The 23797-nt window shown below is 63.3% G+C and carries 24 protein-coding genes; 12 read left to right on the top strand and 12 right to left on the bottom strand.

Annotated features, from left to right (window positions below):
* The first annotated feature begins 13 nt into the window (after positions 1-13).
* The 4 genes from J4P02_RS17520 (at position 14) to J4P02_RS17505 (ending at position 6618) form a co-directional block, all read left to right on the top strand.
* Positions 14-880, top strand: a complete 867-nt coding sequence (locus J4P02_RS17520) for an oxygenase MpaB family protein (RefSeq protein ID WP_426192462.1) — start codon at positions 14-16, stop codon at positions 878-880.
* Between the two features lie 158 nt (positions 881-1038).
* Complete coding sequence (locus J4P02_RS17515) at positions 1039-2217, top strand: acetyl-CoA C-acetyltransferase (protein ID WP_426192460.1); 1179 nt, start codon at positions 1039-1041, stop codon at positions 2215-2217.
* 360 nt (positions 2218-2577) lie between these two features.
* Positions 2578-3594 carry a class I SAM-dependent rRNA methyltransferase gene (locus J4P02_RS17510; RefSeq protein WP_426192458.1) on the top strand — a complete coding sequence of 339 codons (1017 nt, stop codon included), beginning with the start codon at positions 2578-2580 and terminating at the stop codon, positions 3592-3594.
* Between the two features lie 105 nt (positions 3595-3699).
* Positions 3700-6618: a DUF748 domain-containing protein gene (locus J4P02_RS17505; protein ID WP_426192456.1), complete on the top strand. Its 2919-nt coding sequence runs from the start codon at positions 3700-3702 to the stop codon at positions 6616-6618.
* Positions 6619-6793: 175 nt separating this feature from the next.
* Here J4P02_RS17505 and J4P02_RS17500 read toward each other — a convergent pair whose 3' ends face one another.
* Together J4P02_RS17500 and J4P02_RS17495 are read right to left on the bottom strand one after the other, a co-directional pair.
* Entirely contained in the window at positions 6794-7150 is a 357-nt protein-coding gene (locus J4P02_RS17500) for a BON domain-containing protein (RefSeq protein ID WP_426192454.1), read from the bottom strand.
* Positions 7151-7375: 225 nt separating this feature from the next.
* The gene (locus J4P02_RS17495; RefSeq protein WP_426192452.1) at positions 7376-7792 is read right to left on the bottom strand and encodes a pilin; all 417 of its coding nucleotides are present in this window, start codon (positions 7790-7792) and stop codon (positions 7376-7378) included.
* A 255-nt stretch (positions 7793-8047) separates the two neighbouring features.
* On the opposite strand from J4P02_RS17495, the gene J4P02_RS17490 reads away from it, so the two are divergent.
* Genes J4P02_RS17490 through yacG form a run of 4 tightly spaced genes read left to right on the top strand, consistent with a single transcriptional unit; the run spans position 8048 to position 10960 of the window.
* The gene (locus J4P02_RS17490) at positions 8048-9265 is read left to right on the top strand and encodes a type II secretion system F family protein (RefSeq protein ID WP_426192450.1); all 1218 of its coding nucleotides are present in this window, start codon (positions 8048-8050) and stop codon (positions 9263-9265) included.
* Between the two features lie 2 nt (positions 9266-9267).
* Entirely contained in the window at positions 9268-10140 is an 873-nt protein-coding gene (locus J4P02_RS17485) for a prepilin peptidase (RefSeq protein ID WP_426192448.1), read from the top strand.
* On the top strand, positions 10137-10760 hold the full coding sequence (gene coaE / locus J4P02_RS17480; RefSeq protein WP_426192446.1) for a dephospho-CoA kinase: 624 nt from the start codon (positions 10137-10139) through the stop codon (positions 10758-10760). The genes J4P02_RS17485 and coaE overlap by 4 nt, the downstream gene beginning before the upstream one ends.
* A complete protein-coding gene (yacG, locus tag J4P02_RS17475; RefSeq protein WP_426192444.1) occupies positions 10757-10960 on the top strand; it encodes a DNA gyrase inhibitor YacG in 204 nt (67 codons plus the stop codon). Before coaE ends, yacG begins: the two co-directional genes overlap by 4 nt.
* A gap of 16 nt (positions 10961-10976) precedes the next feature.
* Here yacG and J4P02_RS17470 read toward each other — a convergent pair whose 3' ends face one another.
* From J4P02_RS17470 to J4P02_RS17460, 3 genes are all read right to left on the bottom strand, one after another.
* Positions 10977-11192: a hypothetical protein gene (locus tag J4P02_RS17470; protein ID WP_426192442.1), complete on the bottom strand. Its 216-nt coding sequence runs from the start codon at positions 11190-11192 to the stop codon at positions 10977-10979.
* Between the two features lie 63 nt (positions 11193-11255).
* Positions 11256-11945, bottom strand: coding sequence for an energy-coupling factor ABC transporter permease (locus tag J4P02_RS17465; RefSeq protein WP_426192440.1), 690 nt, complete (start codon positions 11943-11945; stop codon positions 11256-11258).
* Complete coding sequence (locus tag J4P02_RS17460) at positions 11942-12409, bottom strand: FAD/FMN-containing dehydrogenase (RefSeq protein ID WP_426192438.1); 468 nt, start codon at positions 12407-12409, stop codon at positions 11942-11944. Before J4P02_RS17460 ends, J4P02_RS17465 begins: the two co-directional genes overlap by 4 nt.
* A gap of 145 nt (positions 12410-12554) precedes the next feature.
* Here J4P02_RS17460 and J4P02_RS17455 point away from each other — a divergent pair, with 145 nt between their 5' ends.
* From J4P02_RS17455 to J4P02_RS17445, 3 genes are all read left to right on the top strand, one after another.
* The gene (locus J4P02_RS17455) at positions 12555-13184 is read left to right on the top strand and encodes a DUF1780 domain-containing protein (protein WP_426192436.1); all 630 of its coding nucleotides are present in this window, start codon (positions 12555-12557) and stop codon (positions 13182-13184) included.
* A 187-nt stretch (positions 13185-13371) separates the two neighbouring features.
* Entirely contained in the window at positions 13372-13545 is a 174-nt protein-coding gene (locus tag J4P02_RS17450) for a DUF3094 family protein (protein WP_426192434.1), read from the top strand.
* A gap of 60 nt (positions 13546-13605) precedes the next feature.
* Positions 13606-14904, top strand: coding sequence for an NAD(P)/FAD-dependent oxidoreductase (locus J4P02_RS17445; protein ID WP_426192432.1), 1299 nt, complete (start codon positions 13606-13608; stop codon positions 14902-14904).
* 48 nt (positions 14905-14952) lie between these two features.
* On the opposite strand, the gene J4P02_RS17440 is transcribed toward J4P02_RS17445, so the two are convergent.
* Entirely contained in the window at positions 14953-15855 is a 903-nt protein-coding gene (locus J4P02_RS17440; protein WP_426192430.1) for a proline iminopeptidase-family hydrolase, read from the bottom strand.
* Between the two features lie 86 nt (positions 15856-15941).
* The gene (locus J4P02_RS17435) at positions 15942-16700 is read right to left on the bottom strand and encodes a LuxR family transcriptional regulator (RefSeq protein ID WP_426192428.1); all 759 of its coding nucleotides are present in this window, start codon (positions 16698-16700) and stop codon (positions 15942-15944) included.
* Positions 16701-16951: 251 nt separating this feature from the next.
* Between J4P02_RS17435 and J4P02_RS17430 the strand changes: the two genes are divergently transcribed.
* Entirely contained in the window at positions 16952-18163 is a 1212-nt protein-coding gene (locus J4P02_RS17430; RefSeq protein WP_426192425.1) for a M24 family metallopeptidase, read from the top strand.
* A 17-nt stretch (positions 18164-18180) separates the two neighbouring features.
* On the opposite strand, the gene J4P02_RS17425 is transcribed toward J4P02_RS17430, so the two are convergent.
* The 5 genes from J4P02_RS17425 to J4P02_RS17405 form a co-directional block, all read right to left on the bottom strand.
* The gene (locus J4P02_RS17425) at positions 18181-18732 is read right to left on the bottom strand and encodes a fimbrial protein (protein ID WP_426192423.1); all 552 of its coding nucleotides are present in this window, start codon (positions 18730-18732) and stop codon (positions 18181-18183) included.
* Positions 18733-18740: 8 nt separating this feature from the next.
* Positions 18741-19220: a fimbrial protein gene (locus J4P02_RS17420; RefSeq protein ID WP_426192421.1), complete on the bottom strand. Its 480-nt coding sequence runs from the start codon at positions 19218-19220 to the stop codon at positions 18741-18743.
* 38 nt (positions 19221-19258) lie between these two features.
* Complete coding sequence (locus tag J4P02_RS17415) at positions 19259-20014, bottom strand: fimbria/pilus periplasmic chaperone (RefSeq protein ID WP_426192419.1); 756 nt, start codon at positions 20012-20014, stop codon at positions 19259-19261.
* 15 nt (positions 20015-20029) lie between these two features.
* Positions 20030-22528, bottom strand: coding sequence for an outer membrane usher protein (locus J4P02_RS17410; protein WP_426192417.1), 2499 nt, complete (start codon positions 22526-22528; stop codon positions 20030-20032).
* Between the two features lie 279 nt (positions 22529-22807).
* Positions 22808-23371, bottom strand: a complete 564-nt coding sequence (locus J4P02_RS17405; protein ID WP_426192415.1) for a fimbrial protein — start codon at positions 23369-23371, stop codon at positions 22808-22810.
* Positions 23372-23797: the final 426 nt, after the last annotated feature.

Below are 23797 nucleotides of genomic sequence, written 5' to 3'. Positions count from 1 at the left end.
ACATCGAACCCTCATGGAATTCATTCGCAGCCGTATCGAAAGCCAGGTCATGAGCCTGTCTGGCCTCTCTCTGGGCCAGCTCGACCTGGAAAACCCCAAGGGCGACCCCGGCCTGTTCGGGCCGGGCTCGGTGTGCTGGCAAGTGCACGGCGATTTCAGCAGCATGCTGATCGGTGGCATCAGCGCCCTGCTGATGCAGGCCCTGCACCCCCTGGCCCTGGCCGGGGTCTGGGACCACTCGAACTTCCGCCAGGACATGATCGGCCGCCTGCGGCGCACCGGGCAGTTCATTTCCGGCACCACCTTCGGCTCGCGCCAGGATGCCGAATGGCTGATCGACAAGGTGCGCAACATACACCTGCACATAGTGGGCACGGCCCCCGATGGCCGCCCCTACGCTGCCAGCGATCCAGACCTGCTGACCTGGGTGCATGTGGCGGAAGTCAGCAGTTTTCTCGCCGCCCACCTGCGCTACTTGAACCCCCATCTATCAGGCGCCGACCAGGATCGCTACTACGATGAAATCGCCCTGATCGCCGAGCGCCTCGGCGCCCGCGACGTCCCCCGCTCGCGGCGCGCGGTGGCCGAATACCTGCGCACCATGCGCCCGCAACTGCTGTGCGACGAACGCAGCCGCGAGGTACTGCGCCTGCTGCTGGCCGCTCCCGCCCCTAGCCGCCTGGCCAAGCCTTTTGGTTCCCTGATGATGCAGGCCGGCATCGACCTGCTGCCGGACTGGGCCAGCGCCATGCTGGGAGTCGAACAAAATCCGCTGCAACGGCAACTGGTCCGGGCCAGCATCAAGCGCAGCGCGCCCATGCTGCGCTGGGCGGTGCGCGACAGCTCGGCACACCGGGCAAAACGGCGCATGGGCCTTTAAAAAGCCGACCGCCCAAGCACAACCCGACCGGCCGGTTCGCGATTGGCCGGCCTCTGGGGTTGTGTGCAACCATGATTTTCCAAGTTTCCAGCACCTGCGCACGGGCTCCGCGAGCTCGACAACGTGCAAGCCCCGCCACTGAATACAAGGAGTCGATCATGCAAGACGTCGTTATCGTTGCCGCCACCCGCACCGCGGTGGGCAGTTTCCAGGGCTCCCTGGCCAACATTCCCGCCGTTGACCTGGGCGCCGCAGTGATCCGCCAACTGCTGGCCCATACCGGCATCGACCCGGCCCAGGTCGACGAAGTGATCATGGGCCAGGTGCTCACCGCCGGCGCCGGGCAGAACCCCGCGCGCCAGGCCGCGATCAAGGCCGGCCTGCCCCACGCCGTGCCCGCCATGACCCTGAACAAGGTCTGCGGCTCCGGCCTCAAGGCCCTGCACCTGGCGGCCCAGGCCATCCGCTGCGGCGACGCCGAGGTGATGATCGCCGGCGGCCAGGAAAACATGAGCCTGGCCAACTATGTGCTGCCCGGCGCCCGCACCGGCCTGCGCATGGGCCACAGCCAGATGCTCGATACCATGATCAGCGACGGCCTGTGGGACGCCTTCAACGACTACCACATGGGCATCACCGCCGAGAACCTGGTGGACAAGTACGGCATCAGCCGTGAAGCCCAGGACGCCTTCGCCGCCGCCTCGCAGCAGAAAGCCACGGCGGCCATCGAGGCCGGGCGTTTCGTCGACGAAATCACCCCGATCCTGATTCCCCAGCGCAAGGGCGAGCCCGTGGCCTTCGCCACCGACGAACAGCCCCGGGCCGGCACCACCGCCGAAGCCCTGGGCAAGCTCAAGCCGGCCTTCAAGAAAGACGGCAGCGTCACCGCCGGCAACGCCTCGTCACTCAACGATGGCGCCGCCGCCGTCATGTTGATGAGCGCCAGCAAGGCCCGTGCCCTGGGCCTGCCGGTACTGGCAAAAATTGCCGCCTACGCCAATGCCGGGGTCGACCCGGCGATCATGGGCATCGGCCCGGTGTCGGCCACCCGCCGCTGCCTGGACAAGGCCGGCTGGACCCTCGACCAGCTCGACCTGATCGAAGCCAACGAAGCCTTCGCTGCGCAAGCACTGGCGGTGGGCAAGGAGCTGGAGTGGGATGCGAGCAAGGTCAACGTCAACGGCGGCGCCATCGCCATCGGCCACCCCATCGGCGCCTCGGGCTGCCGAGTGCTGGTGACCCTGCTGCATGAAATGCACAAGCGCGATGCCAAGAAAGGCCTGGCGACCCTGTGCATCGGCGGCGGCCAGGGTGTGGCGTTGGCCATCGAACGCTAGGGCTCTCCTATTGTGTGTGGCACCTGAGCCCGCGGCCTGTCAGGCCGATCGCGGACTCAGGTGTGGCGGCCGCTGCGCGCCCGGGCGGGAGCAAGCTCCCTCGCCACGGAAGAGCAGTTGCAAGTCGCCCGCAGCGAGATTGAACAGCCCTGTGGCGAGCGAGCTTGCTCGCGCTGGAAGGCGCAGCCTTCCCGAAACCTGAGCACGCGGCCTGTCAGGCCAATCGCGGATTCAGGTGTTGCGGCCGCTGCGCGCCCGGGCGGGAGCAAGCTCCCTCGCCACTACACACCAGGCTCCCAGGCCACGAGCCGAAGCTGATAAACTGCCGCGCCTTATTCCTCTGCTCCAAGGCGCCTCCGCATGTCCTCCTTGAATCAGGCGCTGCGCGCCGCCCTCGATCACCGTCAGGACCTGCTCGCCGAGCTGCACCAGCAAGGCACCGACTGCTATCGCCTGTTCCATGGCAGCCAGGAAGGCGCCAGCGGCTTGACCGTCGATCGTTACGGGCCGCAGTTGCTGGTGCAGAGTTTCCACCAGCCCCTGGAACACGATGCCCTGCTGCAACTGCACGAAACCATCAACCAGCAGTTGAACCTGCAGACCCTGCTGGTCTACAACGATCGCTCCCAGGGCAACTCGCGCATCGACCGTACCGATCCGGTGTATCGCGCCGAAGACCGCGCCCTGGAAGATCTGGTCGGCCAGGAGTGGGGCCTGAACTATCGCGTTCGCGGCCGCCATGCCGGGCAAGACCCGCTGCTGTTTCTCGACCTGCGCAACGCCCGCGGCTGGGTCAAGCAGCACAGCGCCGGTAAAAGCGTGCTCAATCTGTTCGCCTACACCTGCGGCGTGGGCCTCAGTGCCGCGGCCGGCGGCGCGCGGGAGGTGTGCAACCTGGACTTCGCCGAAGGCAACCTGGCGGTAGGTCGGGAGAACGGCCAGCTCAACCCGCAACTGCCGGCCATGCAGTTTGTGCAGTCGGACTACTTCCCGGCGATCCGCCAACTGGCGGGCCTGCCCATCAGCCAGCGACGCGGCCAGAAACTGCCCAGCTATCCACGCCTGGAACAACGCCAGTACGACCTGGTGCTGCTGGACCCGCCCGCCTGGGCCAAAAGCGCCTTCGGCACTGTCGACCTGCTGCGCGATTACCAGAGCCTGCTCAAGCCCGCGCTGCTGGCCACCGCCGACAATGGCGTGCTGATTTGCTGTAACAACCTGGCCAAGGTATCGCTGCCGGACTGGCGCGAGCAGGTGCTGCGCTGCGCGGAAAAAGCCGGGCGCCCGGTACGTGATTGCCAGGTCCTGGCACCCGCCGCCGACTTCCCTTCCAGGGACGGTCAACCGCCATTGAAAACCCTGATACTGCAACTCTGATCGAGGTCGATAAATCTGAACAATCCTGAAAGCTGCGATGGTTTCGGAACCCTAAACGCGTGCCATACTCCAAGGCACTTTCGATTCGAATAGATGAAGCCTCGCATGACCAAAGGATTGATTCGCGCTCTCTGCGCCTTGTTGACCGCACTCGCCCTTTACAGTCTGCTGGGCTTCCTGATTCTGCCGGGCATCGCCTTGCGGGTGGCCAACCAGCAACTGGCCAACTACGCCACCACCCCGGCCCATATCCAGCGCATCGAGCTCAATCCCTTCAGCCTGGAACTGACGCTCTGGGGCTTGAGCATCGGCGAGCCAGGCAAGGAGCAGGTGGCCTTCGAACGCCTCTACGCCAACCTGCAGTTGGACAGCCTGTGGACCCGTGCCCTGCACCTGGCGGACATCGAGCTGGACCAGCCCAAGACCGAGATCCTCTTCAACAAGGAAGGCCAGCTCAACCTCCTGGGCCTGTTCAAGTTGCCGGCCAGCGAACCGACACCCAGCGACCCCAACGCCAAGCCATTCCCGGTGCGCATCGAACGCATCAAGCTGGCCGGCGGCTACCTGCACTTCGAGGACCTGCGCCCCAGCGAGCCCATCGAGTTCCTCTACAACAAGCTGGATTTCGAGCTGAAGAACCTCAGCACCCTGCCGGACGACAGCGCCGACATGACCTTGGTGGCTACCGGCCCTGAAGGCGGACAGATCGACTGGAGCGGTAACTTCAGCATCAGCCCGCTGAGTTCCGAGGGCACCCTGAAAGTCACCGACGGCAAGATGAAAGCCTGGTGGCCCTACGTTCGCGATGCCGTGCCTCTGGTGCTGGAAGAGGGGGTGGTGAACCTCAACACCCACTACAAGTTCAGCCTGGCCAAAGGCACCGAGCTGTTGCTGGATAACACCGCCGTCAGTGTCGCGCCATTCGCCATCAAGGCCCCCGACGGTCGGCCGCTGGCGCGCCTGGAGCGCTTGGACATCAGCGAAACCAGCCTGGACCTGGCCAAGCAGCAAGTGATTGTCGGCAAGATCAACAGCCAGAAACTGGAAACCTGGGCCGCCCTTGAAGCCGATGGCCAGTTGGACTGGCAAAAGCTCTTCGCCAGCCAACCGGCCAAACCCGCACCCAAGCCACAACCGGCCAGCGCCGACACGCCCAAGGAGCCGAGCGCTCCCAGCAAGCCCTGGCTGGTGCTGCTCAAGGATGTGCAACTGCGCAACTATCAGGTGCATCTGGCCGACCGCCAAGCCAAGCCGGCAGTGGCCCTGGACGTAGGCCCGCTGAACCTGGACCTGAACAATTTCGACAGCCTCAACCAATCGCCCTTCACCCTCAAGCTCGATACCGGCCTGGGCAAGCAGGGCAAGGTCAGTGCCAATGGCGAGGTCAATCTCAACCCCATCAGCGCCAAGCTCAAGGTACAGACCAAGGACATCGACCTGCGAGTCGCCCAGTCCTATATCAGCCCGTTCATTCGCCTGGAACTGCGCAGCGGCATGCTCGGCAGCGACCTGGCGGTGGAGCTGAAAAAGGTCGAGCCGCTGACCTTCAGCGTGACCGGGCGTGCCGAGGTGGAGCAACTGCACACCCTCGACACCCTCAAGAGCCGCGACTTCGTGAAGTGGAAGCAGGTGGTGGTGGAAGGCCTGAACTACCAGCACGGCGACAGCCTGAGCATCAGCCGGATCAACCTGATGCAGCCCTACGCGCGCTTCATCATCAACGATGACCGCACCACCAATATCGACGACATGCTGATTCCCCAGCCTGCCAACAGTGGCGGAAAACCGGCAGCCAAACCGGCCGCCAGCGCCAGCAAGCCACTGGGCATCCATATCGGTGAAATCGCCATCAACGACGGCTCGGCCAACTTCGCCGACCTGACCCTGACCCCCAACTTCGCCACCGCCGCCCAGCAGCTCAACGGCCATATCGGCACCATCGACAGCCGTCTGGCCAAGCCCGCGGATGTGGACATCAAGGGCAAGGTCGATCGCTATGCGCCGGTAACCATCAAGGGCAGCGTCAATCCTTTCGACCCCATGGCCGCCCTCGACATCGCCACCAGCTTCAAGCGCGTGGAGCTGACCACCCTGACCCCCTACTCCGGCAAGTTCGCCGGATACCGGATTCGCAAGGGCCGGCTCAACCTCGACCTGCACTATGTGATCACCAAGGGCCAGCTCAAGGCCGAGAACAAACTGGTGGTCGAGCAGCTGCAATTGGGGGAAAAAGTCGACAGCCCGGATGCCGTGGACCTGCCGATCCGCCTGGCGGTGGCCCTGCTGAAAGACACCGACGGCAAGATCTCCATCGAGCTGCCGATCTCCGGCGACCTCAACAACCCGCAGTTCAGCGTGATGCCGATCGTCTGGCAGACCTTGCGTAACCTGGTGCTGCGCGCTGCCGAAGCGCCCTTCAAGTTCATCGGTGGGCTGATCACCGGTGGCGGCTCGGAGGACCTCAGCAGCGTGGCCTTCGCCCCAGGCTCCAGTGAGCTGAGCAAGGAATCGGAGTCGGCCCTGAGCACCTTGGCCAAGGCCCTCCAGGAACGCCCGACCCTGCGCCTGGAAATCGAGGGCACCAGCGCCCAGAGCAGCGATGGCCCGCTGATCGCCGAGCAGCGTCTGGAGCGCGAATACCAGTACAACTACTACAAGATCCTCCAGCGTCGCGGCGACAAGGTGCCGGCCCAGGCCACTCTGCTGCAGGTGCCGGACGGCGAGAAGGCGCCACTGCTGGAAGGCATCTATCGTACCCGCATGAAACAGCAGCCTCCCGCTGAGTGGAGCCAGCTCGGTCGCGACGAGCGCAGCGCCAAGCTGCGTGACGGGTTGATCCAGTTCTGGAGCGGCAGCGAGGTCCTGCTGCGTCAACTGGGCCAGGAACGGGCCAGCAGCATCAAGGACTTCCTGGTGGACAAGGGCCAATTGGCCGATGACCGGGTCTACTTTATCGATGCCAACCTGGGCCAGGCCGAAAGCGACGGCAAGGTGATCACGCCAATGCACCTGGACAGCGAATAACAACTAGCCATCGGCATTTTCCCCCGCCCATAGAACAGGCCCCGACACCAGCAGTGTCGGGGCCTGTAATGATCACGTCCTTGTGATCTTCCGCATGAACTGTGCAAAGCAGCGGTAGACGTATCACTCGGCTCGTCTGCCGCGCCTTCTCCCTGTCCAGGCGAGAAGCGGCGCCTTACTCGGCTTTCAGGCCGTCAGCGGAAACCGCCTTGACGCCCTTGATCTTCTTGGTGATGGCCACAGCGGTGGCTTTCTGCGCCTCGGTAATGGCGACGGTGGACGACAGCGACACTACGCCCTTGTTGGTTTCTACCTTGATATCAGTGCCAGGAATGCCTTTCTCGGTTACCAGATCGCTTTTCACTTTGGTGGTGATCCAGGTATCGGAGGTGGCCTCTTTGGCCTTGGTCACTTCACCGGCAGCCACTGTCATGGGCGACTGGGGGCTTTGAGTGGTCTGTGCAAAAGCCGCATTGGCCAGGGTCAGGGTCAGAGCGGTGGCAGTTGCAGCAGCGATAGCGAACTTCTTCATACGAGTAACTCCTGTTCTTCTGGAAAGCCTGCGCCGTGTCCTGGCAACAGGGGTAACAGGGATATTGCAGGGGCTATGCCAACTTCCATCATGAAAAATTATCAATAAAATCAATAGCTTATAAATAAGCCAAAAAACCCGGATCATGCAAATTGCATGACTGGCGGCGAATCTGCATGCAAGTTGCAGTTTTTACCGGCGGCGATAGCCCCCTCTCGCCCTGGCTCAAGCACCATCCACAGTACAGCCCTTGGGCGCGTGCTCGGCGTCCACTGTAGTGCTGCAACTCCAGCCGCTGGTCGCCGAGCGGGTCAGGGTCAAGGTCCGGTTCAATACCAGGCCCGGGGCATTGAACAGCGTGCAGCCGATACTGCCTTCACCGGTGGCCGCGGTGCCGCCAGCACTCATCCGGCAGTTCGCCGTCTGCTCGGTGCCACCGGCCAGGGCCAGGGTCGGGTCGCTGCCCTGGTTCAGCAGGTCCTCGACCCCGATCTTGAGCGCCGAGGCCTCGGCCAGGGCCGCCACCACCTTGGCCCGCGCCTGATAGTTGGAGTACAGCGGCATCGCCACCATGGCGAGAATGCCGATGATGGCGACCACCACCAGCAGTTCGATAAGGGTAAAACCGGATTGACGTTGCATGGATTGCCTCCTGGCATGAATGAACCATGGGTGAACCGCAAGACCCATTGCATGCCCTGTGCCAGAAGGCCAGGCCACGCAATCCGTGGCCTGCAGCGCTTATGGCGCTTGGCCTTGAGCGCAGGAAGTCGCACAAACTGACAAATCCGGTCAGCCTGTGCCCAAGTTCAGCAACTAGCCTTCAACAGGCGCTGACGGCCTCGCTGCCGGGTCCAGTGCAGCTCATGCCCCACCCCCTAGCCAAGGACTGGAACCATGCGGATCAAGGTCCCCACCACTACCCTCTACCGCTGGCAAGGCACCGACCGCCAGGGGCAGATGATCAGCGGCGAGCTCAGCGCCGCCAACCCCGCCCTGCTCCGCGCACAGCTGCGCAGGCAGGGCATTACGCCGCGGCGAATTCGCCGCAAGCCACGGCCCTGGCGCCCTTCGGCAGGGCGGCTCAAGGGCCAGGACCTGGCCCTGTTCAGCCGTCAGTTGGCCACCCTGATCCAGGCTGGAGTGCCGCTGCTGCAGTCCTTCGAGATCATGGCCGAGCACTTCGAACAACCGTTGATGCGTGAACTGCTGGCCAGCCTCAAGCGCGATATCGAGGGCGGCACTAGCCTGGCCCAGGCACTGCGCCGGCATCCGCGCCACTTTGATGCGCTGTATTGCAACCTGGTGGACGCCGGTGAACAGGCCGGCGCACTGGACAGCCTGCTGGAGCGGATCGCCTGCTACCGGGAGAAAAGCCAGCGCCTCAAGGCGCGCCTGCAGCAGGCCATGGTCTATCCCCTGGCGGTGGTCGGCGTGGCGCTCATCGTCAGCGCCATCCTGATGCTCAAGGTGGTTCCCCAGTTCCAGAGCCTGTTCGCCAGTTTCGATACGCCCTTGCCACGCTTGACCCAATGGGTCATCGCGCTCTCGCACTGCATCCAACATCAGGGGGCCTTTCTTCTGGGCGGTTGCGTACTGGCCGGCGTCGCAATGCACCAGGTCTATAAGCGCTCGGCGCGTCTGCGGGACGCGGTGGACGTCGGCCTGCTGCGCCTGCCCCTGGCCGGCCCGCTGCTGCACAAGTCGGCAGTGGCGCGCTATGCCCGTACCCTGGCAACCACCTACGCGGCCGGCGTACCGCTGCTGCAGGCCCTGGAATCGGTGGCCGCCGCCAGCGGCAACCAGGTGTTCCGACAAGCCCTGCAACGCATCCGCCAGCAGGTGGCCAGCGGCATGCAATTGAACTTTGCCATGCGCAACAGCGGCGTCTTCCCTACTATGGCGATCCAGATGACCGCCATAGGCGAGGAATCCGGCACCCTGGATCATCTGCTGGAGAAGGTCGCGGCGCATTACGAGGCCGAGGTGGACCGCCTGGTAGACAGCCTCAGCAGCCTTATGGAGCCCTTGATCATGGTGATCCTGGGCAGTATTGTCGGCGCCCTGGTGGTTGCCATGTACCTGCCCATCTTTCAACTCGGTACAGCGATCTGAACATGCCCCTGACTGAATTCCTGACCCTTTACCCCCTGGCATGGGTGAGCTTGGCCCTGGTACTGGGGTTGATCGTCGGCAGCTTTCTCAATGTGCTGGTGTGGCGCCTGCCCAAGATGCTCGAGCGCGACTGGCGAGCCCAGGCCCACGAAGTGCTGGGGCTGCCCCCCGAGGCGCAAGGCGAACCCTACAACCTGCTGTTGCCCCACTCCCATTGCCCCCATTGCCAGCAACCGATCCGCCCTTGGGAAAACATCCCCCTGCTCAGCTACCTGTGGCTGCGCGGCCGCTGCGCCCACTGCCGTAGCAGTATCAGCCTGCGTTACCCGCTGACCGAACTGGCCTGCGGCCTGATCTCGGCCATGGTCGCCTGGCATTTCGGTTTCGGTTGGCCGGCCGGCCTGCTGCTACTGCTGAGCTGGGGCTTGCTGGCCATGAGCCTGATCGACGCCGACCACCAGTTGTTACCCGACACGCTGGTATTGCCACTGCTCTGGCTGGGCCTGATCGTCAACAGCTTCGAGCTGCTGGTAAGCCTCAAGGATGCCCTGTGGGGCGCGGTGATCGGCTACCTGTTCCTGTGGTCGGTGTTCTGGCTGTTCAAGCTGCTGACCGGCAAGGACGGCATGGGCCATGGCGACTTCAAGCTGCTGGCGCTGCTCGGCGCCTGGGGCGGCTGGCAGATTCTGCCGCTGAGCGTGCTGCTGTCGTCCCTGGTGGGCGCGGTGCTGGGCAGTATCATGCTGCGCCTGAGGCGGGCCGAGGTTTCGACGCCCATCCCTTTTGGCCCCTTTCTGGCACTTGCCGGCTGGATTGCCTTGCTCTGGGGTGGTCAAATAACCGCTTTCTATCTGCAGTTTGTCGGTTACCCATGACTCGCTCCCTTCACACCCCCTGGACCCTCGGCCTGACTGGCGGCATTGGCAGCGGTAAAAGCGCCGCGGCCCAGCACTTCATCGACCTGGGCGTGCATGTGATCGATGCCGATCATGCTGCACGCTGGGTGGTGGAACCCGGTCGCCCGGCCCTGGAACAAATTGCCCGACATTTCGGCGAACAGGTGCTGCAGGCCGACGGCCAGTTGAACCGTGCCGCCCTGCGCCAGCTGATCTTCGAAGTGCCCGAGCAGCGCCGCTGGCTGGAAGCCCTGCTGCACCCGCTGATCGCCGAAGAGATTGCCAGCAACCTGGCTCGCGCGGAGTCGCCCTACGCGATCCTGGTGTCGCCGCTGCTGGTGGAATCCGGCCAGTCGCGCATGACCCAGCGGATTCTGGTGATCGACGTGCCACAGCAGTTGCAGATCGAGCGGACCCTGCAGCGCGACCAGATCAGCGAGCAGCAGGTGCAGGCGATTCTAAAGGCCCAGGCCAGCCGCGAGGAACGCCTGCGCCATGCCGACGACGTACTGAGCAACGACCGCGACCAGACCTGGTTGCGCAGCGAGGTCGAGCGTCTGCATCACTTTTACCTTACCTTGCGAGGAGGCCAGTCATGAGCCAACCCCTGAGCGTCGAATGCCCAACCTGTGGCGCCCCCGTGGAATGGAAAGCGGCCAACGCCAACCGGCCCTTCTGTTCCGACCGTTGCAAACTGATCGACCTGGGTGCCTGGGCTGCCGAGGAACACAAGATTCCGGTCAGCCCGGATGCCGAGGACGATCTGTTTTCCGAAGAGTTGCCGCCCCGCGCTCACTGAGCATCAGCGACCAGGGTCAGGGCCGCATGAAGCTGTAGTCCTGATCGTCGTCGAGGTTTTCCGCGAGGAACTGCAATTCGTCAGCCAGGTCCTCGATGCTGCGCACGCTCTTGCTCTGCTGCACCACCGCACTGAGCAGGGCGCGCAGGCTCAACCCCGGTTCAAAGCCTTCCTGCTGGGCGCTGTCGAGGCTGTCGCGCACTTCCTGCCGGGCCCACTGATAAACACTCATGACCGCACTCCTGAAATTTTTGCCGAGCATGCAGCGCAGCCACAACCACGCAATTGATATGGATCAAGAGCGCGGGTCGTCGTCTTTCCAGGGGGCCGAGAGGTAGCGGGTGCGGTTGAAGGTTTCCAGCCATTCCGGGCAGAACACCACCAGGGCGCTGATCACCATGCCGTTGATAAAGGCCTCGGGGAAGATGATCAGCCACAGGTAACCGACAAAGTCCTCCAGCCACTCGGGCATGGCGAATCGCTCGTCGAACCACAGCAGCCCCAGCGCACAAAGCAGGCACAACAGTGCCGACAGGGCCGCGGCGAAGAACCCGGAGCAGAAGATATAGACGAAGGGGTTGCGTGGCTGCGCCCGTTCCACCAGCCAGGCACAGGTTTCGGTCACCGCCACTGGCAGCAGGATCAGCAAGGCGCCATTGACCCCCATTGCCGAAAACTCCTGCCGGCCCAGGGCCAGCAGGCCCAGTTGCGCGATCAGGCCACCGACAATTGCCAGGGGCCAATCCAGCAGCAGGGTCACTGCGGTCATGCCGATAAAGTGATAAGAGACACCGGTGTCGAAATCGCGCCGCACCAGCCACAGCAGAAACAACGCGAACACCGTGCCGAACAGCAGGTGCTGGCGGCGGCTGTCGCTGAACAGCTCGACCCAGGGTGCGCGCAGCACCGCCCAGAGCAGTATCGGCGCATAGATCAACCAGCCGATGCCCAGGGTTTCCGGCGACAGCAGCGCCGCGCTGATCATGGCTGGAGGCGTTCTAGCGCCGCACTCAACTGCTCGGCGCTGGCGAATTCCTGTCGGGACACCAGGTGACCGTCTCGCAGTTGCAGCCACAGCACCTGATCATCGGCACCGGGATAACGCGGCGCCACCCGCCCCTCACGGTCGAGCATCACCCGGTAGGGGTAATCACGCATCGCCGGTACGGCGAACATCTTGGCAATCAGCGCCGGCATGCGCTGGATATCCGCGACAAACACCCCATGGCGCGCCTGCAAATACCCTTGGGGCTGGTCCTTGAGCGCCGCATTCACCAGCTTGGCGGCCGCCATGCTGCGCGCCACCAGCAGGAAGCGGGCCTGGGAGTCCAGGCTGTAGGCCTGGTCGTATTGATCCAGCAGGGTCCAGGGCGCCAGGCGCTCGCCGATCTCCAGGGCCTGGGCCCACAGGGGCAACAGGCCCAGCAACAGAATTGACCAGCGCTTCACCGCACACTCCTTATCGACAGGTTGAACGGCAAACAGTCTACACCGCCCCCGGGCCGGCTCCAGTACGGCGGTCAATAGCCGGGTGCAAAGGTTTTTCCAGGGCGGTGCTGTTTAAAGGTCATATTTGAGCGCTAAGCTTGGAGATATGGATGACTCAGATTTTTTGCGCCTGCTCACCATCCAGGCCGAACAAGCCAATGCGTTCCTGTCCAATGCCCGCAAATGGGAGCGTGAGCGTTGGGTCTGCCAGCGCCTGCTGCAAGGGCTGAATATTCCCTACCGCAACGACGAGTTCACCGCCGCCGGGCAAGAGCCGCCGGACGTGCTGTTTCGCGACGCCAGTTTCGAGGTGTTCTTCGTGCTGGATGAAGGCCGCCGGCTCAACGATGAATGGCGCGATGAACTGCAACGCCGCCGCAGTGCCTTTTCCCTCAGCCAGCTGGTGCGCCGCGAGGCCAAGCCCAAGCGCATCCCGGCCAGCGAACTGCTGCTGCGCCTGGGACCGACCCTGCGTAAGAAGGCGCACAACTATCAGGAGCGCGGCATGCACCTGGGCGAGCTGGACATCATTGCCTTCGCCGCCCTGAAACGCGAAGTGCTGGACCTCAACAGCCACTTCCCGCCCCCCACCGAATACCTGCGCCAGGGCTGGCGCTCGCTGTCCCTGGTGGGACCGACTTTCGCCCGGGTACTGTTTGCCCATCCGGATGCGCCGGAGTTCCTGCGCAACAACCTGGGGCGCAGCATCCTGTTTGACGTCGGCATCAGTTTGTAGCCACCGTCAATCCGTCTTCCGCGGGCATGGCGCAACGCACCCCGGCAATGGTAAAAAAGCGCTCTGCTGGTCCACGCCGAAAGCTCGCCCCCGAGCCCTGCGCGGCAGCGGCTATGCTCCGTTCATGCCCGATTGCATCGCGCTGTAACATTCTTTCGTGTTGCGACGTCTACCTACGAGGCCTTTTATGAGCAGCCGCCTGAACCCCGACGACCAACGCCATGTCGAAGACTACCTGCAACTGCCCCAGCACCGAGTCGAGCGCCGGCCCTTCCGGCCGTGGATGCTCCTGGTGGTGGTGGTCGTAGTGACTGTCGCCCTGGGCCTGTTGAGCCGTTTCATCAGTTACCTGACGCTATGAGCTGCCTTGCGCTCGCTCGGTTGACTGCACCGATTTCTTTTAGCCTTGCGAGATATCCCCATGACTCATCGTATTGTCATCGTTGGCGGCGGCGCCGGCGGCCTGGAGTTGGCGACCCGCCTGGGTAAGACCCTGGGCAAGCGCGGCACCGCCAGTGTGATGCTGGTGGACGCCAACCTGACCCATATCTGGAAACCCCTGCTGCACGAAGTGGCCGCCGGCTCGCTGAACTCCTACGAAGACGAACTCAACTACGTCGCCCAAGCCAAATGGAACCACTTCGAGTTCCAGCTGGGCCGTATGAGCGGACTCGATCGGCAGCGCAAGATGATCCAGCTGGCCGCCACCTATGACGAACAGGGCACGGAACTGCTGCCGGCGCGGGAGCTGGGCTATGACACCCTGGTGATCGCCGTGGGCAGCACCACCAACGACTTCGGCACCCAGGGCGCGGCCCAGCACTGCCTGTTCCTCGACACCCGCAAGCAGGCCGAGCGCTTCCACCAGCAGCTGCTCAACCACTACCTGCGGGCCCACGCCGGGCCGAGCGATGCCCAGGAACAGATCAGCGTGGCCATAGTCGGTGCCGGCGCCACCGGCGTGGAGCTGGCCGCCGAGCTGCACAACGCCGCCCATGAACTGGCCGCCTACGGCCTGGACCGGATCCGTCCGGAAAACATGCACATCACCCTGATCGAAGCCGGCCCCCGGGTATTGCCGGCCCTGCCCGAGCGCATCAGCGGCCCAGTGCACAAGACCCTGGAAAAACTCGGTGTGCGGGTCATGACCAACGCCTCAGTCAGCGAAGTGACCGACCAGAGCCTGATCACCGCCGACGGCCAGACCATTGCCGCCAGCCTCAAGGTCTGGGCCGCAGGCATCCGCGCTCCGGGCTTCCTCAAGGACATCGACGGCCTGGAGACCAACCGCATCAACCAGCTCCAGGTATTACCGACCTTGCAAACCACCCGCGACGAGAACATCTTCGCCTTCGGCGACTGCGCCGCCTGCCCGCAACCGGGCAGCGACCGCAACGTGCCGCCACGGGCCCAGGCGGCGCACCAGCAAGCCTCGTTGCTGGCCAAGTCGCTGAAACTGCGCCTCGAAGGCAAGGAGCTGCCAAGCTACAAGTACACCGACTACGGCTCGCTGATCTCCCTGTCGCGCTTCTCGGCGGTGGGCAACCTGATGGGCAACCTCACCGGCAGCGTGATGCTCGAAGGCTGGCTGGCGCGGATGTTCTACATCTCCCTGTACCGCATGCACCAGATGGCCCTGTACGGAGTATTCCGCACGGCCATGCTGATGCTCGGCAGCCGCATCGGACGTGGCACCGACCCACGCCTGAAACTGCACTAAGCGCCTGCAGAAGCGCCCCGCCACTCAAGGCGGGGCGCTTCATTCCAGCTACAGGCACAGGTCGAGAAAGCTCACCACGGTGCCTATGCAGGCCACCCGCTCCTCGATATGCGGCATATGGCTGGAATGTTCGAACAGGGCCCAGCGGATGTCGGCGACATGCTCCAGATAGGGCATCACCACCTTGGGGGTAGCCAGGTCATGACGGCCGGAGATCAACAGGGTTGGCACCTTGATTCTTGGCAGCCGCTCGACGACGCTCCAGTCCTGCAGGCTGCTCAGCAGAGGAAGCGCTTCAGCCTCCTGATCCTCTGAGCCCCTGGCAAAAACCCAACGCCCCTGGGCCAACATGCGCGTCACCGCTTCCGGCCAAGGCCGCAACCGACAGATATGACGTTCGAAAAAGACCTGCGACGCCTGTCTGTATTCGGCGCTGCCCAAGGTTCCGTCCTGCTCGTGCAGACGCAGAGTCTGTAACGCCTCTTCCGGCAAGGCCTCGCGCAGGTATTGGGTTTCTGCCTGCCAGGTAGGCATGTCGGCCGGCGCATTGGCGATGATCAGCGCCCGCAGGCCTGCGGGAGCCAATACCCCATGCTCAGCAGCCAGCACACCGCCCCAGGACTGTCCAAGCAGCGCGTAGTTATCGCTGATTCGCAGGTGATCCAGAAGATTGTCCAGCTCTTGCAGCAACAGCTCGAGTGTCCAGTTCGACGGATCACTGCCTGCCGAGCCGGCCCCATGAGCCGCTCCCAGATGATCGTACTGGACAATGGCCCGGCCGCTGGCGGCCACATCCTTGAACGCATCCAGGGCCTCATGCGCACGACCCGGCCCCCCATGCAGCAAAACCAGAGGCGTCATGCCGTTGTGCAGGTCGCCAGTCACCCGATACCAGGTCTGGTAGGCACCAAAGCCGGCATGACCTTCCTGTGGCGGTTTACGTGTATTCATTGCGCATCACTCCCTGATGACAATCATCCTTGGTCAATCCATCGACAGCCCTGCATCCGGCAGCGGCACGACGCCTGTAACTCGCTTCAGTTGTCCAGCAAGCGATAGTGCACAGCCCGGACCACCGCCTGGACGCGATTCTTTGCCCCCAGCTTGTGCATTGCCGAGGTCAGGTGCAGGTTGATGGTGGCCACGGAACGCTGCAAACGCGCGGCGATCTCCGCCGCGGTCATGCCCTCTGCCGCCCATTTCAGGCACTCGCGCTCACGCGGGGTCAACTGCACCGGGTAACCGCGAAGGCTCTTGCGCAGCTGCGGGTAGAGGTGCTCCTGCAGCGCATGGGCAAGCAAGGTGAACTGGCCCGACACATGCTGCAGATCACCCAAGGCTGCCTGGGTGCTTCCCGAGCGCAACCCGGTGAGGCTGGCAAAGCCGCCGCCGGGCAAGTGAATGGGTACGGTCATCCCGTGGGCCAGTTGATGCTGTTGCAGGTAACTGGTCACCGGCGCGTGCTGCTGTCCCATGGCCTGACGCAAGACGGTTTCCGCCTCGGCCTGGTAAGACCAGATAAAGGACGAGGTCCGTTCCAGCGCCACTTGCTGCACCGGGTCGATGTGGTAGTAACCCTCATCGCACCACAGCTCCAGCCAGTCCTTGGGGGTGTTACAGACCATGGCGCTGGGAATGATCAGCTCGCCCTGCTGGTCGAAGGGCACCGGGCTGTAGTCGTAGACCAAGGCATCGAACCCCAGGTCCGAGGCGATCTTCATGGTCCCGGCCATGGGCTCGTGCAATGAGATGCCGGGTAATAGGCGGGTGTTGATTTCTGCGAGTCTGCTCTGCATCCGTTCAGCTTCCTTACTGTTCGATCCGTGACAGTAGGCGCCTAGAATGCCACGCACACAGGGCGCCAGCCAGGTAAAACCTATAAGAAATACCAGGTTACATGGACGAGTCGTTTGTGGAAGCAGCGTCCACGACCCGCCCAGGGTCGCTTCCACGCATGCCTGGCGCAGTCCGATTTGTTGCAATGGCAGGTGAGGCCCACCCGAATGTGGCGCCGCGCATCCGTAGCCAGCAGACAAGGACCCATGCCATGCAGATGCCCCAGACCCTCGAGTTTCGCAACGGTGAAAAAGCCCCTTCGACCTTCTCCCAGGAGGAATACACGCGGCGCCTGAGCCAATTGCGCGAGCATATGCTCCATCAGGAAATCGATGCGGTGCTGTTCACCTCCTACCACAACATCAACTACTACGCCGACTTCCTCCATTGCGCCTTCGGCCGCCAGTACGCGCTCTTGGTAACCCAGCAGCGCACGACCCTGATCAGCGCCAATATCGATGGCGGGCAGCCCTGGCGCCGGGCGCACTGCGACACCCAGGTGATCTACACCGACTGGCAGCGCGGCAACTTTTATGTCGCGCTCAAGCAGGCCCTGCCCCAGGCCCGACGCCTGGGCCTGGAGTTCGATCAACTGACCCTGCCGACCCACCAGGCCCTGGCCGAGCTCTACCCCCGGGCCCACCTGCTGGATATTGCCGCGCCCTGCATGCAGATGCGCATGTTCAAGTCCGTCGAGGAACAGCAACTGATCCGCCATGGCGCGCGCATCGCCGACATTGGCGGGGCCGCCGCCATCGAGGCGCTAGAGGATCAGGTGCCAGAGTTCGACGTGGCGCTGCACGCCACCCAGGCCATGGTGCGCGAGATCGCCCGGAGCTTTCCCGCCGCCGAACTGATGGATACCTGGACCTGGTTCCAGTCGGGAATCAACACCGACGGCGCGCACAACCCGCTGACCTCAAGACGGATCCGCCCGGGGGATATTCTCAGCCTCAACTGCTTCCCGATGCTTGCCGGCTACTACACCGCCCTGGAGCGCACGCTGTTTCTCGGCCATTGCCCCGACGCCCACCTGCGCCTGTGGCAGATCAACGTCCAGGTGCATGAGGCCGGCTTACGGCTGATCAAACCCGGAGCCCGCTGCTGCGATATCGCCCGGCAGTTGAACCAGATCTACCTGGAGCACGACCTGCTGCAATACCGCACCTTCGGCTATGGCCACTCGTTCGGCATCCTCAACCACTATTACGGGCGCGAGACGGGGCTGGAATTTCGCGAAGACGTGGACACACTGCTGGAGCCCGGCATGGTGGTGTCCATGGAACCCATGATCAGGCTGCCCCAGGGCTTGCCCGGTGCCGGCGGCTATCGCGAGCACGACATCCTGATCGTTACCGAACAGGGCGCGGAGAACATCACCCGGCTGCCTTATGGGCCGGCGTACAACATCATCGCCGGTTGAACGGTCTGCGGCGGCGCTCAGTCGTAGCTCAAGGTGAAGGTCAGCGAGGCGTCCAGCGGCCCCCTGCCGATACCGCGGCTGGCCAGGGCGCTGGGCAGCGCCTTGAGGTAGGCCTGGAAGCTGACCGACTGCCGGCCATCGGCGCTGATCTGGCCGATGCTGTTCAGGGCCCCCAGCGGCAGAGGCTGCGCCGTGTCCGTCTCCAGGCCGATGACCAGCCCCTTCGGGCTGGTGCCACTGAGCAGCAGGAAGCCCGGCAGCTCCGGGCTCTCCTGGCCGGAGAAAACCGCCTTGACCCGGGTTCTGCTGGCCCCCGCCGTACAGTCGAGCAAATTCAGAACGATCGCCTTGGCGCGGCTTCTGCCATGACGGTAGAGCTCCTGGGCGCTGACCTCCTCGAAGTCCAGCAACTGGGTTTCGGCGCCGGGTTCGAGGGTGCAGGTCTGATCGATCAGCAGGCCACTGAACAGGACGTTGTCCGCCGCGCTGGCGGTTGCGGCGAAAATGCCGAAAACGCTCGCCAGTACCAGGTACCCCACCCCTGGAAAGCCCTTGCTCGGTAGATTCATGACGGCTCCTAGTACAACTCGACCAACAGCAGGCCGGAAGCGCTGAACTCGCGGACCGGCAACTGCACGCCGGCCTTCTTCACCGGAACGGCCTCGAACAGAGGAGGTTTCTGCAGGCTGTCGAGGCTGATCTGCCGGGGTTCGTTGATAGCTAGCGGAACGTCGTCCAGCAGCAACCTGATGGCCAGCCCGCGAACGTTGGTGCCGAGCAAGGCCTGGTCGAAATCCACCGGGGTGCCCTTGAAGGTCAGGCGCATCTTCCAGGTCAGTTTCGATGACTGCAGCCCCGGGCACTTGATCTGATAGGGAATCGGCTGGCGATACTGTTCACCGTCGATCCTGTTCGGTTGCAGGCTGCCGAACCCGACCCGGATCTGCGCGCCCTTGTCGCTGACCGTGCATTGCGGCCCAGCGATCAGCGTGCCGTAGAAGTTCATGTTCGCCGCTGCCAGGCCCGGCCAGAACAGCCCCAGCAGCAGACTGCCCATCAGCTTTGGGCGCCTGTGGTGACCTTGCCGGCCGCGGATCATCCCGCCTCCCCCACCGGCCTGGCCACGCACTGCCCGGCCTTGCAGCGGAACTCCAGCTGCGGCCGGCCACCAAAGTCGTTCACATAGGTCAGCACTGGCGCTGCCCCCAGGCTCCGCGCACTGACACTCAGCGCCTGACGCCCGCCGGGCGCCAGCATCAGCGGCTGGAAGCCCTCCACCGACGGACCGCCCACCCGCACCCGGGCATCGATCAGGGTCACGTAATAGGCCGTGGGATTGTGCGCCACATAGCGCTCGCCCTCGTGGGACAGGGTCACCCGCTCTTGCCAGGGCGTCTGATTCTGCGCGGCGCCGCTGACGATGGCCGCCGGGCGATAGAACAGCTTGATCCGGGTTTGCAGGGCAATCTGCAGCGAGTTGGCCTTGTCGCTGCGCGGAGGAATCTCGCGCAGGTTGAAGTAGAACAGCGACTCGCGATCCTGAGGCAGCTGGTTCAACTGCGCCAGCCCCTGAATCTTCACCTGGCTGCGGCCCCCGGCTTCGAGCCGTTGGATTGGCGGCAGCACGGCCAGGGGACCGTTGATTTTCTGTTCGTCCTCGTTCTCCAGCCAGGCCTGGGCCAGATAGGGCAACTGCGGGTTCTGGTTACTGATACTGACACTCACCGACTTTTCGCCGCCGTTGAAGACGATGCGCGTACGGTCCAGCGCGATGGCCCCGTGGGCCACATCCAGGGTTGCCAGGCCGAGGCCGATGATCAGCAGGTTTTTCTTCAGGTTGCACAACGGCATGGAGGCCACTCCTGGTTATTCGTTGCTAGGGGGTTGGGTAGCGCCGGCCGCTGCCGGCCGGCAAATGAACTGCGCTTCCTGCTCACCGGCAGGGGGCGTTTGCGTCAGGGTGAAATCGCACTGGGGCTTGCCATCCCAATGCACCGACATCTGGTCACCAGCGCGCATGCCGCTGAGGTACACCAGGCCGTCTTCGCTGATGATTCCGGTCTCCTGGCCCCGGGCGTTCTGCACCGTGCTGCCGAAAGGCGGGGTGCTGGCGTCCGCCAGGACGATACGCACCATGCCCTTGCTGCCGGAAATGATGTCGAAACGCCGATAGCCGATCGCGCCCTCGGTCAGGGTGGCCTGGGTCACCGAACGACCGGCCTCGACATCGTCGGCCAACTGGTCCAGGTCGATGCTCGTCTGGCTGCGGTAGTAACTGTTCAGGTCCGCCACTACCGCCTTGCCGAAACGGTTGGAGAAGGTGCTGGCGCCATTGCCACGCACCGGCACGCCGGACACGCCATTGGTGTCGAGTAGCACACGGGTGCCGCCCAGGGAGGAAACCCGATGCAGCGCGCCGCCCTCGGCGGTCAGGGTTGCACCGCCCTGCAGCGACAGGCCCGCGGAACGATAGCGCCCGGCCTGATAGCTGGCGCTGGCGCTGACATCGGCCAGGCTGCCCTCGTGGCTCAGATAGGCACTGGCGGTATTGCCTTCACGGGCGGTGCCGGCGCTGAGCATGTAGCTGTTACGTTCATCCGGGCGCTCGTAGTAGCTCAGGCCGTGGCTGTTGCCTCCGCGATTGAGCATCGAGTTGTAGCTGAGCGAACCGCGCTCGCCCCAGGGAACACTCAGCGAGATATAGGCGCCTTCATCGACCGCGCCCTGACTCTGGCTGCGATAGGCCGTCAGCGACAGGCTCAGGTTGTTGACTCCAGCGAGGTTGAAATAGCGGGCCAGCGACAGGCTGTAGCGATCGCTCGGGGCGTTGTTCCAGTAGGTCTGGTGGTTGTAGTTGAAGTACAGGCTGAGGTTCTGGTCGCGAAAGTTCTTGCTCAGCGTCGCGGTGTACATCTCCTTGCTCTGATTGTTCAAGCGGCCGCTGCGGCGGGCATCGATGAAATCGTTCAGGGTCATGAAGTCTTCTTCGGAGAAGCGATAGCCGGCGAAGGTCACCTGGCTGTCGTAGTCTTCGAAGCGTTTCGAATAGCTGGCGCGATAGGACTTGCCCTTGCGTACGCCAACCTCGCCCAGGCTCGCGGTGGACTGGGTAACGTCCACCGACACGGCACCGAAAACCATCAGGTCGCGGCCGACACCCACGGCCTGGGAGTGATAGTCCCGTGCGCCCAGGCCACCGCCATACAACGACCAGCCGTTGCTCACCCCCCAGGAAAATTCGCCGGTGGCGAACTCCGGGCCGTCAGCCTCGTATTCCCAGTTCGAAGGACGGCCGGCAGCCAACTTGTAGCGCACCGTGCCGGGGCGGCTGAGGTAGGGAATGCTGGCGGTATCCAGCTGGAACTCCTGGACGCTGCCATCCTGCTCCTCGATGCGCACGTCGAGCTTGCCGTTCACCGCATCGCTCAGGTCCTGGATGCGAAACGGTCCCACCGGCACCTGGGTGTCATACAGGATGCGCCCCTGCTGGGTGACCAGCACCCGGGCATTGGTGCGCGCCACGCCGCTGATTTCCGGAGCATAGCCACGCAGGTTGGGCGGCAGCATGTTGTCGCTGGTCCCCAGGCTGGCGCCGGTGTAGCGCACACTGCCGAACAGGCCGGAATCCAGGTAGTTTTCCCCCAGGCTCAGATGAGCGCCCAGGGTCGGAATCGCCCGCGAGGCGTAATAGCGACTCCAGGCGAATTGCCGCTGGCTGGTCTGCCCGGCGGTCTTGTGCATCTGCCCCTGCCAGTCGGCACGCAGGCGCCAGGCGCCGAGGTTGAGGCCGGCGGTGCCGTTGCCCGTCAGTTGGCTGTCGTCGGCCTGGGGCCCTGAATAATCCGTGGTCTGGGCATTGAGGTGGTAATCGAGCAGCAAGCCGGGAATGCCTTCATCCCAGCGTGAGGGCGGGTCCCAGTTGCTGACGCTGTATTCGAGGGCATCCTGGGGAATGTTCAGGTACAGGACCGAGGCGCCCAGGTCGCCACGCACCGTCATGCCCGGAATGCTGCTGATATCCAGGCAGTTGCCCTGATGCCACCAGGTCAGCTGGTTCAGCCGCTTCTTCTTCAGGCCCAGCTCGGCCACCAGCTCCGGGGTGATACAGGCCTGGCTGCCCTTGGGGTCGTCCTCGGGAGCGATGAAGTGCACGGGCATTTCCGGCAGCGCATCACGGTTCACCTGAATGACCAGGCTGTACTGCCCCGGCAGAATGAAGTTGGCCTTGGAAAACAGGCCAAGGTCGAGATTCTGCTGATCCTTGAGATCGAGCACGTCTGTATTGAACTGGAACTCCTGGGCTGCATCAGCCCAACCGACCACGCAGCACAAGGCCGTGAAGATCCATATCCGCTGTTGACCCACGTGATTAGCTTCCCTGACAACCAGGACAACCTCTTCGCCTGCGTCCGCAACCGGCAACTGCAGCCGAGCAGCTCCCGGCACGCATTGCAGTGGCAGCAATCGCAGGCCACGCATGACCGTTGCACACCCGTCAGCCTGTTCAACGGCCGCGACGGTGCCTGGCATGCAACGCCAGAACCGCGGCATTTTCAGAAGAGTTGCAGTGACCCGAAATTCGAATGGGTTCGGCGTGCGCCCGGATACGCCAAGCGGCATACCCAGGGCGCGCCTCATGAAGGCTTACTGATAAGCCAGGGTGAAGTTGGCGACCGCATCGAAGGTACCCGCCACCACGGTGGCTGGGGTCGCTGCGCCGCCTTCGGTTTCAGGCGCCAGCATGTCGCCCTGCAGGTAGGCGGTGAAGTTCAAGGCACTCTCGCCGTCGGACAGGTTCTGTGGGGCCGAAGCGGTGCCCAGCTTGATCAGCGCGCCCTGACGGTCGGCGATCGCCAGGCTGGCGCCCTGAGCGGTACCGCCCTGGAAACCCAGCAGGTCGGGGTTGGCTGCCGAAGGCGAGCCGGTAAAGGTCACGCTGGCACTCTTCAGCGACTCCAGATCACAGCCACTGAGCTTAATGGAGAACGGCTTGAGGGCCGACTTGCCGCCGTTTTTCAGGGCACTGTTGGAAATGGAGTCGAACTCCACCACCTGCTCCAGGGAACCACTGGAAATGGAGCAGGGAGAGTCGTTGATATTGCCCTTGAAGCTGACCTTGCCACCGCCCTGGTCCGCGGCCATGCCAACCGCTGAAATACCACTGAGTACAACTGCAGCTACAGCTGCCGCCACTTTGCTGAAATTCATCTTTAAATCCCTGTAGATATTCTTGGGTTTATCAGCACCTGCAAAGTCCGACCATTCAAAAGAACAAGTTGCCTAGACCTGCTCAATAACCGCCGAGACCTTGCTTAGTACTGGGCTCCATTTTATTTTCAAATCCTGAAGATTGAGATAAGAAATACTTTAAGAGCCTGTAGGAATATTCCCAGGAAACTATCATGGTGTCTTAACGAGCAAACTCAAGGCACCCGAAATTCTTCACCCGTTAAACCTCTAACTTTCACAAAGTGCACATAGCAACCAGCATGACCAGCACATAGCCCGCCAATGAAAGATCGAACCTGACAACAAACAATATGCGAAGTGAGGAGTGCCACGAGGGTTCAGCACAACCACATATTAATTTCGTGACCATACTGAAATTTACGGGAAGTCATGTACACAGGTTGC

It is taken from the genome of Pseudomonas sp. NFXW11 (assembly GCF_049887815.1).
Lineage (GTDB): Bacteria > Pseudomonadota > Gammaproteobacteria > Pseudomonadales > Pseudomonadaceae > Aquipseudomonas.
The sequence above is the reverse complement of the archived record's forward strand: the minus strand, read 5'-3'. Positions and strand labels throughout refer to the sequence as shown.

Bases quoted from the DNA above. Each gene is read 5' to 3' on its own strand.
- J4P02_RS17520 (WP_426192462.1), top strand. From the start codon at position 14: ATGGAATTCATTCGCAGCCGTATCGAAAGCCAGGTCATGAGCCTGTCT.
- J4P02_RS17515 (WP_426192460.1), top strand. From the start codon at position 1,039: ATGCAAGACGTCGTTATCGTTGCCGCCACCCGCACCGCGGTGGGCAGT.
- J4P02_RS17510 (WP_426192458.1), top strand. From the start codon at position 2,578: ATGTCCTCCTTGAATCAGGCGCTGCGCGCCGCCCTCGATCACCGTCAG.
- J4P02_RS17505 (WP_426192456.1), top strand. From the start codon at position 3,700: ATGACCAAAGGATTGATTCGCGCTCTCTGCGCCTTGTTGACCGCACTC.
- J4P02_RS17500 (WP_426192454.1), bottom strand. From the start codon at position 7,150: ATGAAGAAGTTCGCTATCGCTGCTGCAACTGCCACCGCTCTGACCCTG.
- J4P02_RS17495 (WP_426192452.1), bottom strand. From the start codon at position 7,792: ATGCAACGTCAATCCGGTTTTACCCTTATCGAACTGCTGGTGGTGGTC.
- J4P02_RS17490 (WP_426192450.1), top strand. From the start codon at position 8,048: ATGCGGATCAAGGTCCCCACCACTACCCTCTACCGCTGGCAAGGCACC.
- J4P02_RS17485 (WP_426192448.1), top strand. From the start codon at position 9,268: ATGCCCCTGACTGAATTCCTGACCCTTTACCCCCTGGCATGGGTGAGC.
- coaE (WP_426192446.1), top strand. From the start codon at position 10,137: ATGACTCGCTCCCTTCACACCCCCTGGACCCTCGGCCTGACTGGCGGC.
- yacG (WP_426192444.1), top strand. From the start codon at position 10,757: ATGAGCCAACCCCTGAGCGTCGAATGCCCAACCTGTGGCGCCCCCGTG.
- J4P02_RS17470 (WP_426192442.1), bottom strand. From the start codon at position 11,192: ATGAGTGTTTATCAGTGGGCCCGGCAGGAAGTGCGCGACAGCCTCGAC.
- J4P02_RS17465 (WP_426192440.1), bottom strand. From the start codon at position 11,945: ATGATCAGCGCGGCGCTGCTGTCGCCGGAAACCCTGGGCATCGGCTGG.
- J4P02_RS17455 (WP_426192436.1), top strand. From the start codon at position 12,555: ATGGATGACTCAGATTTTTTGCGCCTGCTCACCATCCAGGCCGAACAA.
- J4P02_RS17450 (WP_426192434.1), top strand. From the start codon at position 13,372: ATGAGCAGCCGCCTGAACCCCGACGACCAACGCCATGTCGAAGACTAC.
- J4P02_RS17445 (WP_426192432.1), top strand. From the start codon at position 13,606: ATGACTCATCGTATTGTCATCGTTGGCGGCGGCGCCGGCGGCCTGGAG.
- J4P02_RS17440 (WP_426192430.1), bottom strand. From the start codon at position 15,855: ATGAATACACGTAAACCGCCACAGGAAGGTCATGCCGGCTTTGGTGCC.
- J4P02_RS17435 (WP_426192428.1), bottom strand. From the start codon at position 16,700: ATGCAGAGCAGACTCGCAGAAATCAACACCCGCCTATTACCCGGCATC.
- J4P02_RS17430 (WP_426192425.1), top strand. From the start codon at position 16,952: ATGCAGATGCCCCAGACCCTCGAGTTTCGCAACGGTGAAAAAGCCCCT.
- J4P02_RS17425 (WP_426192423.1), bottom strand. From the start codon at position 18,732: ATGAATCTACCGAGCAAGGGCTTTCCAGGGGTGGGGTACCTGGTACTG.
- J4P02_RS17420 (WP_426192421.1), bottom strand. From the start codon at position 19,220: ATGGGCAGTCTGCTGCTGGGGCTGTTCTGGCCGGGCCTGGCAGCGGCG.
- J4P02_RS17415 (WP_426192419.1), bottom strand. From the start codon at position 20,014: ATGCCGTTGTGCAACCTGAAGAAAAACCTGCTGATCATCGGCCTCGGC.
- J4P02_RS17405 (WP_426192415.1), bottom strand. From the start codon at position 23,371: ATGAATTTCAGCAAAGTGGCGGCAGCTGTAGCTGCAGTTGTACTCAGT.